Annotated in this window: 6 protein-coding genes and 1 pseudogene; 4 read left to right on the top strand and 3 right to left on the bottom strand. The window is 65.8% G+C overall.

Annotation, left to right across the window (positions count from 1 at the left end; translation table 11 throughout):
* On the bottom strand, positions 1–220 hold a 220-nt coding region (locus OZ10_RS18140), incomplete at its 3' end, for a cytochrome b (protein ID WP_039566367.1).
* The gene (locus OZ10_RS18135; RefSeq protein ID WP_039566365.1) at positions 217–873 is read right to left on the bottom strand and encodes a YceI family protein; all 657 of its coding nucleotides are present in this window, start codon (positions 871–873) and stop codon (positions 217–219) included. The genes OZ10_RS18140 and OZ10_RS18135, both read right to left, overlap by 4 nt.
* A gap of 96 nt (positions 874–969) precedes the next feature.
* Between OZ10_RS18135 and OZ10_RS18130 the strand changes: the two genes are divergently transcribed.
* Positions 970–4,527, top strand: coding sequence for a hybrid sensor histidine kinase/response regulator (locus OZ10_RS18130; protein ID WP_039566361.1), 3,558 nt, complete (start codon positions 970–972; stop codon positions 4,525–4,527).
* Here OZ10_RS18130 and OZ10_RS18125 read toward each other — a convergent pair.
* The gene (locus OZ10_RS18125) at positions 4,524–4,742 is read right to left on the bottom strand and encodes a hypothetical protein (RefSeq protein WP_039413469.1); all 219 of its coding nucleotides are present in this window, start codon (positions 4,740–4,742) and stop codon (positions 4,524–4,526) included. The genes OZ10_RS18130 and OZ10_RS18125 overlap by 4 nt on opposite strands.
* Before the next feature lie 122 nt (positions 4,743–4,864).
* Between OZ10_RS18125 and OZ10_RS18120 the strand changes: the two are divergent.
* From OZ10_RS18120 to OZ10_RS18110, 3 genes and pseudogenes are all read left to right on the top strand, one after another.
* Positions 4,865–5,269 (top strand): annotated as a pseudogene (locus OZ10_RS18120) (response regulator); the annotation flags it as partial.
* A gap of 151 nt (positions 5,270–5,420) precedes the next feature.
* On the top strand, positions 5,421–9,038 hold the full coding sequence (locus tag OZ10_RS18115; RefSeq protein WP_425598956.1) for a hybrid sensor histidine kinase/response regulator: 3,618 nt from the start codon (positions 5,421–5,423) through the stop codon (positions 9,036–9,038).
* A 374-nt stretch (positions 9,039–9,412) separates the two neighbouring features.
* Positions 9,413–12,399: ligand-binding sensor domain-containing protein (locus OZ10_RS18110; RefSeq protein WP_052210065.1), on the top strand; the 2,987-nt coding region annotated here is incomplete at its 3' end.

The raw sequence follows: 12,399 nt of genomic DNA, 5'->3' as shown, positions 1-12,399 counted from the left end.
GCGCCCCCGCATAGAGCCGCCAGCCCAGCCGTACGATCACCAGTGCCAGCACGGTCAGTCCGAGCGACTTGTGCGCGGTGTAGACCCAGAAATACTTCGGTGTCTTGGGCAGCTCGCCCATGGTCAGGCCAACGATGCCCAGGACCAGAATCAGACCTGCGATCAACCAGTGCAGGGTCTGGCTGATGCCGCCCCAGCGTTCGATGTTCTTCAGGCTCATGTGCCGGATTCCTGGCTGGTGGGCGGCGCTGGGGAGGTGGCTGGCGGTGGCGCCGCGTCGTCGTCGGCGCGTCCTTCGCGGACGGCTTCGGCTTCGATGCGCAGTTCGACCGTATCGCCGATCATCGATTTCCACGCATCCACGCCGAACGCGGCACGGCTCAGCGTGGCCGTGGCCGAGAATCCGGCGGTGCGGCGGAACGGTGGCAGCGGGTAGCGTTTGAGCGCATTGAGGGTGACGTCCAGGGTCACGGGGCGGGTGACGCCGCGCAAGGTCAGGTTGCCGGTGACCTTGGCACGGTTCTCGCCGCTGGTTTCCACGTGCGTGGAGACGAAATGCGCGTCGGGGAACCGCTCGGCATCGAGTAGGTTGCGTGCCAGGGTGGCCTGGTTCCATTTGGCATCACCCAGGTCGGCGCGCTGCAGCGGCACGGTGACGTCCAGCCGTGCCGACGCCCAGTCTTCGGGGTCGAACACCAGCGTGCCGCTGCTACCGGACACGGTGCCCAACGCCTTGGAAAACCCGGCATGTTCGACCGCGAACAGCACCCGGGTGTGCACCGGGTCCAGTGCATAACGCACCGGCGCGGCGGTAGCGGCCAGGCTGGTCAATGCCAGGGCGGGAAGGAGCAGCAGGCGGGCAAGAGGCGTCATGGGCGGATTCTAGACACATCCCGGCGGCACGCGCGCGGCTTGCGCTTGCAACGATCCATTGCGAGCATGCCGGCTGGACGAGGAAGGGATTCCTGCATGCGTGGTGTGTTGCTGGTGCTGGTCTTGCTGCTGACGGCGTTCCCGGTGCTTGCGGGAGTTCCGGCTATCCCGCGTTTCCGGATCGTGGGTGCCGCCGAGGGTCTGCCCTCGACCATGATTACCGCAATTGCACAAGACCGTGCCGGCTATCTGTGGATGACGACCTCCGATGGGCTGGTGCGCTATGACGGCGCCGACTTCAAGGTATGGCGCAACAATCCGACCGACCGTTATTCGCTGCGGAGCAATGTTCTGCAAGCGATGTATATCGACGATCAGGACCGTATCTGGCTGGCGCTGGCCGGCGCCGGGCTGGCGATGTTGAGCGCCGACCGCAGCAAGCTGACCGCCTATCTGCCTGACGACGTCCCTGCACTGTCGCAGGGGGACATCTACGCCATCGCCGGGCGGGGGGATGAGATCTGGCTCGGCATGTCGACCGGCAACGTCTTGCGGCTGGATGCCAAGGGAAATTTCAGCTCGCTCGATCTGTCGAAGATGGACCATCCGCTGGAGCCCAGTCCGGTCTATGCCCTGACGCTGGACGAACGTGAACGCATGTGGATCGGCACGCTCGCCGGTCTGGCGTATCACGACGGGCAGGCGGTGCACCGCGTCTGGCCAGGTGGGGATGCCAGCGGTATCAATGCACTGCAGTGGGTCGGGCAACGACTGTGGGCCTCCATGGATTCGGGATTGCGCTATATGGATGCCTCCGGCGCTTGGCATACGCCGAGCTGGGCATCGATGTTTGCGACGGGCAACCGTGTCTGGACGGTGGCCGATGCAGGGGATGGCGAATTCTGGCTGGGCACCGAGCAGGGGCTTTGGCATACCCGACCCGGTCATCCACCGATGCCGGTGAACAACGGCGACGACCCGTTGGTATCCAATCGACATGTCGCCACCATCTGGCGCAGTCCGCATGGTGGCATCTGGGTGCCGTTGCATGGTCGCGGCCTTGCCTACCTGCGTGAAGATTGGCGTCGTACGGCAGTCTTCAAGCAGGTGAACGATCAAGGCAAGGGGATCAGTTGCAGTCTTGCGCCAGCCAATCGTTCGGGCGGGCTGTGGCAGTTCGATAAAAACGGGCGGCTGCTGCGTTACGACACCTCGTCCGGTGCGCTGATACAGGCCGGTATCCAGCATGATGACCTGGGCGATATGGAGGTTTCATCAGCGCTGGAAGACAGCCGCGGGCAGCTATGGCTCGGTAACGGGCGCCATGCGTTATCGCGACTGGACCTGACCAGCGGCGAGCTGACCCATTTCAGCAGCGATGGGCCAGGCGAGGCTGTGCTCTGGCTTGGAGAGCCCGGTGACGGCTCTATCTGGGCCGCTTTCGAGCAGGTGATACAGCGGCGTGACCTGGCAACAGGGCGTGTTCTGGAGACCATTTCTCAAACGGATCTGCATGGTCTGCAGGAGGCAGTTCATTACCAGATCGGCACCGGGCCCGATGGACGCGTCTGGATCAGCGGAAGTGGCGGACTCCGTGCCTGGGACACGAGAACCCATCGATTTACGCGGCTGCCAGGACTGGATAGCGATTTCATTCAGCGCTTTGTCGTCCAGGATCAGAATCACGTCTGGCTTTACATCCCGGGAAGCATCGAGCACTGGGAGCTTCGTGGCGGAAGCTGGACACGGGTCCGTCGCATACCTGCTGCCGAAGGCTTTCCGGCCATGGACGCGTATGGTCTTGAACTGGATATGTACGGTCGCGTGTGGCTGGCCGGCGCGCGTGGCCTGTGGCGTATCGATCCGCGAACGGCACGCGCCAAGATTCGCAGTTTCGGTGCGCGCGATGGACTGACGAGCCAGGAGTTCAGTCGTCGCTGTTTGTTGATGTCCAATGACGGTGTCCTGGTCGGTGGGACCGCGGACGGGTTTACCTTGTTGATCGATACCAAGGCGCCTGACATTCCCTCGTTCACGCCGCAGATGCGTCTGGAGGCAGTAAGCGTCTTGCAGGCCGACAGACGTCGTGCGTTGCCGATCGGTGGCGGCTTCTCGCTGGCGCCGGACGATCGTCAGTTGCGCATTAACCTAAGGCTATTGTCGTTCGTCGATCCGATGGCAAATCACTACCGCACCCGGCTACAGGGCTTCGACACCGAGTGGGTTGAGCTCGGCGCTGCGGGCATGCGCGAGTTCTCATCATTGCCGCCGGGCAACTACGATCTGGAGATGCAGGGAATCGATCCGCTCGGCAATGCTTCGCAGGTGCAATCGCTGCGGTTTACGGTGTTGCCGCCCTGGTGGCGCAGCGAGGTGGGCATTGCGTTGATCTGCATGCTGGGTTTGTTGCTCGGTGCGCTGCTGGCCGCGGCCTATCGGCATCGCGTGCGCATGCGCGCGCAATGGCAGCTGGCGCAGCACAAGCGCGAGCTGGCCGAGCAGGCCTCGCTGGCCAAGACGCGGTTCCTGGCCACCTTGGGCCACGAGGTCCGCACCCCGATGACCGGGGTGCTGGGGATGAGCGAGCTGCTCTTGCAGACGCCGCTGGACGCGCGCCAGCAGGGCTATGCCGGTGCGATCCAGTCCGCTGGCAAGCATTTGCTGCGATTGGTCAACGATGCCCTGGACCTGGCCCGCATCGAGGCCGGCAAGCTGCCGCTGGATTACCGCGATTTCGATCTGCGGCAGTTGATCCGGCAGGTGGTGGAGTTGGTGCGCCCCAGTGCCGAGCAGAAGCAGCTGGCGTTCGAGTGCGACCTGGACGACGCGCTGCCGCCGGCCCTGCACGGCGATGCCAGCCGGGTGCAGCAGATCCTGCTCAACCTGTTGTTCAACGCGGTCAAATTCACCGAGCGTGGCAGCGTGCGCCTGCGCGTGCTGGCGGTGCCGCACAGTCCTGGCCAGGGGATTCGGGTCGAGGTGCGCGACACCGGCCCCGGCATGAGCGCCGAGCAGCGCGGGCGGCTGTTTCAGCGATTCGAGCAGGCCGAAGGCGCATTGACCCTGGCCCGGCATGGCGGTAGCGGGTTGGGCTTGGCGATCTGCCGTGAGTTGGCGGCGGCCATGGGCGGTGCGGTGAGCGTCAGCAGCGAACTGGGGCAGGGCGCGTGTTTCGTGGTGGAGCTGCCACTGGGTTGGGTGGCCGCATTGCCGATGGCGACAGCGGCGTCGGCACGTGCGGTGCCGGCCAGCGAGCAGGCACCGTTGCACCTGCTGCTGGTCGAAGACGACCCGACCGTGGCGCAGGTGATGATCGGCCTGCTGCAGACGCGCGGGCACCAGGTGACCCATGTGCTGCACGGTCTGGCCGCGTTGGCCGAGGTGAGCACGCGCAGCTTCGACGCCGGCCTGTGCGACCTGGACCTGCCCGGCATCGATGGCGCGGCGCTGGTGGCGCAGTTGCGTGCGCGCGGGGTGCGCTTTCCGATCGTGGCCGTCACCGCGCGCGCCGATGCCGATGCGGAGCCGCAGGCGATGGCGGCCGGGTGCAACGGCTTCCTGCGCAAGCCGGTGACCGGTGAGTTGCTGGCCACTGCATTGGCACGCGCGCTCGCCGACGCCGAGGATGCGCAGGGCGGCGGCACTCACGGTTAGAACGCCAGAGGCGGCAGAGCAGGTACAGTGAAGTCCGGCGCGGGAGTACGCGCAACCGTGCGAATGGCCGGGACAGGGATGACGATGAAGAATGGAGTGCTGTTCGTGCTTGCTGCGATGGTGCTGTTGATCGGCATGGATGCGGCGGCGGTGACCCAGATCGAGACGCCACGCATGCGCCGGTTCGGCCCGGCCGAGGGGCTGCCGTCGCGCATGGTGCTGGCGCTGACGCAGGACCGGCAAGGCTATGTGTGGGCCGCCACCAGCGACAGCCTGGCGCGCTATGACGGCATCGGCTTGCAGGTCTGGCAGCACGACCCGCATGTCGCCAGCTCGATCCGGCGAGCCACTGCGCATCCTGCTGGTGGAGGACGACCCGACCGTAGCGGAGGTGATCTGCGGCCTGCTGCGCGGGCGCGGCCATTGCGTGGTGCACGCTGCCCATGGTCTGGCAGCGCTGTCGGAGGCGGTCGACGGCGACTTCGACATCGCGCTGCTGGACCTGGATCTGCCCGGCCTGGATGGCGTGGCGCTGGCCGCTCAGCTGCGTCGACTGGGCCACGCCTTCCCGCTGCTGGCGGTGACCGCGCGCGCCGACGGCGATGCGGAACGACAGGCGCACAGCGCCGGCTTCGACGGGTTCCTGCGCAAACCGGTCACTGCCGACATGTTGATGGATGCGATTGCAGCGGCGCGAGCTGCGGCGCGCGTGCGCGAACAGTCCGCGTCCATGCCCGGGTGACCGGGTCCGCACGCGGGCCATGCGCGCCCTGCATCGCGACCGCACGTCTAGCCGGTCGCGGTGCAGCGCATGCGACGCACCGGCGAGGCGGTCGCGTGTTGCCAGCATGGTGCGCTGTCCTCACTATGGGCCCAAAGGAAACAACAACCGCATGTCGCCCCCCAACTGCCTTCCACGTCGCGTGCTGCCGGCCTCGCTGATGACGCGATGCATGCTGCTGCTGTGCCTGGTGGCGGCGTGCGTATGGCCGGTACATGCATTGGGCGGTGTCCCGGTATTGCCGCAGCCGCGTCAACTGACGGTGGCCGACGGTCTGCCGTCCAACGTGGTGTATGGCTTCGACGAGGATGCCAACGGCTATTTGTGGCTGGCCAGCAGCGATGGACTGGCGCGCTATGACGGCCGCAACTTCCGCATCTGGCGAATCGAAGATGGGCTGCGCGACAACCAGGTGTGGGCGGTGCACGTCGACAGGCACAACCGCGTCTGGGTCGGCACCGGGATGGCGGGTCTGGCCATGCTGGACCCGTCGCGGCATCGGTTCACCTTCTACGACGGCACGCGCTACCCCGCACTGCGCGGCGCAGCGATCTGGAACATCAAGTCCACCGACGACGGCAGCATCTGGTTCGGAACCGAAAGCAACGGGTTGTATCGGCTGCGGCCGGACGGGGCGCTGGACCACTTCGTGCATCGCGCCGACGATCCACGCAGCTTGCCCGACAACGCCATCTACCGGCTCGAGGTCGACACCCGCGGCGTGCTGTGGGTGGGAACCGCTGACGGCGCTGCGCACTGGACCGGCACGGATTTCGAGCGGCAGGCGGTTCCGCGCGGCACGTCGCAGATCATCACCCGGCTCACTGCCGACACCGACGGCAGCGTGTGGATAGGAACCGGTGACGACCAGCTGTTTCGACGCGATGCCGAGGGCTCGCTGCATCCGCATCAGTGGAAGGTGCCCGCCAAATTTCCGGTGCTCGGCCTGCTGCTGCGTGACCACGACGGCAGTTACTGGCTCGACACCATGGATGGGCTTGGCCACGCCATCGGCGAGGAGGTGAGCAACGTGCCGTTGTACAGCTTGGCGGCGCATGGTCGCATCCGTCCCAACTGGGAGTCGGCCTATCAGGATCGCGAAGGTGGCGTGTGGTTCGCCAGTCCCAACGGCGGGCTCTGGCATTTACCCTCGAACTGGCGCCGATTCGCAGTGGTGTTCAATTCCAAGGAGGACGGCAACCATGGCGGCAACCTGGCTATCCAGGCCGCAGCCAAATCCAGCGATGGGCGGTTCTGGCTGGTAGGAACCTCCGGTGCGCTCGAGCGGGTCGATCCTGCGGTGGGCAAGATGGAGCGCGTGTTGCCGACCTTGGGAGTGAGCAGTTGGTCCTACAGCGTGCTCGAAGATCGCAAGGGCCGGGTCTGGGTTGGCCATTTTGGAGAACTGGTCCGGTACGACCCGTCCAGCGGCGCGCTACGGCGTTGGAAGATGGCCGACGAGCAATCGCAGGGCGACGACCAGGATGAAACACTGGATGTAGCGATGGAAGCGCTGCAGCAGACCGCCGATGGACACATCTGGGTGCGCACCACGACCGGGCTGCAGGAACGCGACGAGGAGGGACGCGTGCTGCGCCGATTGCGGCGCGGCAGCCACGGCCTGGACTACGATGTGGTGGTGCACGATCTGCAGAACGGTCCCGACGGCGTGCTGTGGCTGGCTGGAAGTCAGGGCCTGCAGCGCTGGAATGCGGCCAGCGACCGCTTCGAGGCGATCGTCGGTGCGCCTGAAGAGCAGATCTTTACCTTTCGCTTCAGCGACAGTGGGGTCGCCTGGCTGGCCGGCCTGGGCAAGCTGCAGCGTTACCTGTGGAAAGACGGCCGCCTGCAGCACCTGGATACGGTCGGTGCCGAGCAGCAGTTTCCCGCGCTGGCGCCGCAAGGTCTGGTGATCGATGCCGATGGAGTGGCCTGGTTGTCGAGCATGCGTGGCCTGATCCGCGTCGATCCGGCCACACGTGGCGTGCGCGTCTTCGGCGTGCATGACGGGTTGCCCAACCCGCAGTTCGTGGCGCGCTCGCTGGTGCAATCTTCCAAGGGCATGATTGTCGGTGCCACCCCCGACGGGTTGGTGATCTTCGATCCCCGCGAGCTCAAGCCCAACGAGCACCGCGTTCCGCTGGTGATCGAGCGGGTAGGGCTGCGACGCGGCGAGAGCGGGCTGGATGTCAGTCATGTCCAGCCGCTGCAGATGCAGGACGGCGATCGCGACCTGCATATCGTGGCGCGCCTGCTGAGCTTTGCCGATTCAGAATCCAATAGCTACCGCTTCCGCCTCAGCGGCTACGACCCGGACTGGATCGACGTCGGTCCCAGTGGTGAGCGCCTGTTCTCACGCCTGCCCGCCGGGGACTACACGCTGGAAGTGCAGGGACGCACCGCCGATGGCATCTGGTCGGAAAGTCAGACGCTGCGCTTTCGGGTCATGCCGCCGTGGTGGCTGTCGCCCTGGGGTCTGACAGCGCTGGGGTTGCTGCTGCTCTGCATCATCGCCGCCGCGGTGCTGCTCTACCGCCGTCGCCTGCGCCGCCTGAACGCGTGGCAATTGGCGGTGCACAAGCAGGAACTGGCCGAGCAGGCGTCGTTGGCCAAGACGCGCTTTCTGGCCACACTGGGCCACGAAGTGCGCACGCCGATGACCGGCGTGCTGGGCATGAGCGAATTGCTGCTCAAGACCCCGCTGGATACCAAGCAACGCAGCTATACCGAATCCATCCGCCGTGCCGGCGCGCACCTGCTGCGGTTGGTCAACGACGCGCTGGATCTGGCACGCATCGAATCCGGGCGGCTGGAGCTGGATTTGCAGCCGTTCTCGGTACGCCAGCTGGTCGCCGAGGTCGAAGGCCTGATGGCACCGCTGGCGCAGGAGCGCGGGCTGCGTTTCAGCCTGGAAGTGGGCTTGCTGGGTGACATCACCGCCAGCGGCGACCCGACCCGCATCCGGCAGATCCTGCTCAACCTGCTCAACAACGCGATCAAGTTCACCGAGCGCGGCGTGGTGGGGCTCAAGCTGACCACATTGGGCTCGTACCAGGGCTTGCGCTTCGAAGTGGCCGACACCGGCCCTGGCATCAATGCCGACCAGAAGGCGCGTTTGTTCCAGCGCTTCGAACAAGGCGATGGTGCCAAGACCACCTCGCGCTATGGCGGCAGTGGCCTGGGCCTGGCGATCTGCCAGGAACTGGCGCTGGCGATGGGCGGGCATATCGAAGTGATCAGCCGGCTCGGGTCTGGCACGCGATTCGTCGTGGACCTGCCACTGCGCTGGGTCGCTTCCAATGCACCGCTGGGCGGCGAAGTGCCGCGCGCCAGCGCTGCGGTCGCTCCGCAGCGCATCCTGCTGGTGGAAGACGACCCGACGATTGCCGAGGTCATCGTTGGTTTGCTGCGCTCGCAGGGGCACTCGGTGGTGCATGCACCGCATAGCCTGGCTGCGCTCACCGAGGCCGCCGACAACACCTTCGACCTGGCGCTGCTGGATCTGGATCTGCCCGGATTGGACGGGTTTGCACTGGCGCGGCAACTGCGCGTGTTCGGTTACCAGATGCCGTTGATCGCGGTGACCGCACGCTCGGACGAGGCGGCCGAACCTGCGGCCAGGGAGGCAGGGTTCGAGAGTTTCCTGCGCAAGCCGCTGACCGGTGACATGCTGGCCGACACCGTTGCAGATGCGTTGCGAAAGGCGCGGCCCTACGATGGCGCCCGCTAATCCACCCGCACGACAGCGCTGCGGGAAGCCTGCGGCCTGGTGAGTGAGTGACACGACGGTTTGGCATCGATGCGAGGTGGCGATTATTTCGCCAGGCATCGGCCCTGTTCAGGGAGCAGTCGCCTTGCACGCCTGGCTGCGGAGCGCTGCAGCACTGATCAAGGCCAGCGGTCTCCCCTGTGCGCGCCGCGGCGAAACAGAGGGATGAGTCGCACACGCGCATGCGCGGGCTTGCCCATACCGCGCGTGGCCCGCACTATGCGCCGACTTGTTGTGAAACTCTCCCGGTGCGCCTCTCATCCCGCTTTGCCTATCGGCTGCATGCTGCGCTTTGCTTGTGCCTGTGGCTGATTGTGCTTCCGGCACAGGCGCGCATGCCGGCCACACCGGCGCCCGTCCAGCTGACGGTTGCCGACGGACTGCCGTCCGACACGGTCAATGACTTCGCCGAGGACAAGCAGGGCTATCTGTGGCTTGCCAGCGATGACGGGTTGGCCAGATTCGATGGCCGCAACTACCGCATCTGGCGAATGGAAGATGGCCTGCCCAGCAATGTGGTCTGGGCCGTCTATGTGGATGCCAAGGACCGGGTGTGGATGGGCTTCGAGGATGGCGGCGTCGGCTTCCTGGAAGCAACCACACGCACCTTCAAGCGGCTGGAAGATCCGCAGTTTCCGGAACTGCGCGATGCCATGGTGTGGGCATTGGCGCAGACACCGAACGGCGACCTCTGGATCGGGACCGGCAAGCAGGGGGTGTACCGCTATCGGGCAGACGGGCGCATGCAGCATTTTGCCGCCACCGGTGCCGATCCCAACAGCTTGCCGTCCGACAGCATCGTCAATTTCGAGGTCGCGTCCGATACGCTGTGGATCGGCACCTGGGGCGGACTTGTGCGGTGGGACGGTGAACGCATGCAGCGCGTGCCGCTCCCGGTCGCGGACCAGTCCGTCAACAGGCTCTACCTGGAATCGGGCGGAAGGGTGCTATGGGTCGCCGATCTGCTGGGCAACACGTTCCGGCTGGACACCGCTACGCACGCCACATCGCGTCCGTGGCAGATCGCTGCCACCGGACCGCAGGTAAGAGGTGTCTTGCTGCGTGACAGGCGCGGGCGTTACTGGTTGGACACCGACGCTGGTCTGGGCATCAGCAGTGGCGACGCGCCTATAAAAAAAGTGCCGATCTACAGTGCCTCGGCGCACGGGCTGGTCAATCGGAACTGGATCGCCTCCTATCAGGACCGGGAAGGGGGGCTGTGGTTTGCCAGCCTCGAGGGCGGGCTGTGGCATCTGCCACCGCGGTGGGACACCTTCGCGGTGTTCTCGCATCATGAGGATGATCCGCAGTCGCTCTCCAATCCGTCGATCGCTGCCATAGCGCCTTCGGCGTTGGGCGGTGTCTGGATGGTGGGGACGCGAGGCGTGCTGGAGTACTTCGATCCGCTGAGCGGAAAGGTGACGCGGCATCTGGCCAGGATCGATCCAAGGCGCGTCCCCGATACCATCTTCGAAAGCAGGCAGGGGATGGTCTGGATCGGCGTACAGGAAAGCCTGGTGCGCTACGACCCGCGCACGCGGCAGGTCAAGCGTTGGCCGCTGCTGCAGGATATCGATCCCACGGTCGACCCGGACAATGCGGGCAGGCCGGGCAAGATGGCCGAAGATGCACAGGGACGCATCTGGGTGGCGCTGATGACGCAGGGCATCCAGCTGTGGAGCGACGCGGGGCAACTGCTCAGGACGATCGACTACGGAACCCATGGGCTGAAGGCGCTGACCGTGCTGGACATGCGGATCGGGCCCGATGGACAGATCTGGCTGAGCAACAAGGCCGGCCTGTGGCGCTGGGACCCGAAAGCGGACCGCTTCGTTGCGGTGCCCGGCGCGGCTGCCCTGCCAACGTATGTGTTCCGCCTGGGAGATGGCGGCATCGTCTGGGTGGGGCTGGCCGGCGAATTGCGGCGGTATTTATGGGATGGCGCCCAGCTCAAGCACCTGGATACCGCAGGAAGGGAGCAGGAGTTTCCGAAGGTGGCACCGACCGGCATGGTGATCGACGCCGGTGGGGTGGCCTGGGTGTCCAGTCACCGGGGGCTGATTCGCGTCGACCCTGCCAGCAGGCTGGTACGCGTGTACGACGTGCACGACGGTTTGCCCAGCTCGCCCATGCAGATCGCCACGCTGGTGCAGGCCCGCACCGGCCAGATACTGGGTGGCACCTCCGATGGGGTCGTGGTGTTCGATCCGTCCACGATGCGGCCGAACGCACGCCGGCCGCAGCTGCTGATCGAACGTGTGGGCCTGCGCCGTGGCGAACGCAGCCTGGATGTCACCGGCACCACGCCGCTGCAGATGCAGGACGGCGATCGCGACCTGCACATCGTCGCGCGCATGCCCACCTTCACCAATCCCGAGTCCACCAGCTACCGCTTTCGCTTGAGCGGCTACGACCCGGACTGGATCGATGTCGGCTCCAGCGGCGAGCGGCTGTTTTCGCGCCTGCCCGCCGGACACTACACGCTGGAAGTGCAGGGGCGTACCGCCGACGGCATCTGGTCGGAAAGCCAGCAGTTGCGGTTCCAGGTGTTGCCGGCGTGGTGGTGGTCGCCCTGGGGCATGACCCTGTTTGGCCTGCTCGCGCTCAGTATTGTGATTGCCGCGGTGCTGCTCTACCGCCGTCGCCTGCGCCGCCTGAACGCGTGGCAATTGGCGGTGCACAAGCAGGAACTGGCCGAGCAGGCCTCGCTGGCCAAGACGCGCTTTCTGGCCACACTGGGCCACGAAGTGCGCACGCCGATGACCGGCGTGCTGGGCATGAGCGAATTGCTGCTCAAGACCACGCTGGATACCAAGCAACGCAGCTATACCGAATCCATCCGCCGTGCCGGCGCGCACCTGCTGCGGTTGGTCAACGACGCGCTGGATCTGGCACGCATCGAATCCGGGCGGCTTGAGCTGGATTTGCAGCCGTTCTCGGTACGCCAGCTGGTTGCCGAGGTCGAAGGCCTGATGGCACCGCTGGCGCAGGAGCGCGGGCTGCGTTTCAGCCTGGAAGTAGGTTTGCTGGGCGACATCACCGCCAGCGGCGACCCCACTCGCATCCGTCAGATCTTGCTCAACCTGCTCAACAACGCGATCAAGTTCACCGAGCGCGGCGTGGTGGGGCTCAAGCTGACCACGTTGGGCTCGTACCAGGGCTTGCGCTTCGAAGTGGCCGACACCGGCCCTGGCATCAATGCCGACCAGAAAGCGCGTTTGTTCCAGCGCTTCGAACAAGGCGATGGTGCCAAGACCACCTCGCGCTATGGCGGCAGTGGCCTGGGCCTGGCGATCTGCCAGGAACTGGCGCTGGCGATGGG

Origin of the sequence: Xanthomonas cannabis pv. cannabis, assembly GCF_000802365.1 — a bacterium.
In the GTDB taxonomy this organism is placed as follows: Bacteria; Pseudomonadota; Gammaproteobacteria; order Xanthomonadales; family Xanthomonadaceae; genus Xanthomonas; species Xanthomonas cannabis.
The sequence above is the reverse complement of the archived record's forward strand: the minus strand, read 5'-3'. Positions and strand labels throughout refer to the sequence as shown.

Coding starts and splice junctions, on each gene's coding strand:
- OZ10_RS18135 (WP_039566365.1), bottom strand. CDS start 873: ATGACGCCTCTTGCCCGCCTGCTGCTCCTTCCCGCCCTGGCATTGACC.
- OZ10_RS18130 (WP_039566361.1), top strand. CDS start 970: ATGCGTGGTGTGTTGCTGGTGCTGGTCTTGCTGCTGACGGCGTTCCCG.
- OZ10_RS18125 (WP_039413469.1), bottom strand. CDS start 4,742: ATGCGCGACGGCAGCCCCTCGGCCGGGCCGAACCGGCGCATGCGTGGC.
- OZ10_RS18115 (WP_425598956.1), top strand. CDS start 5,421: ATGTCGCCCCCCAACTGCCTTCCACGTCGCGTGCTGCCGGCCTCGCTG.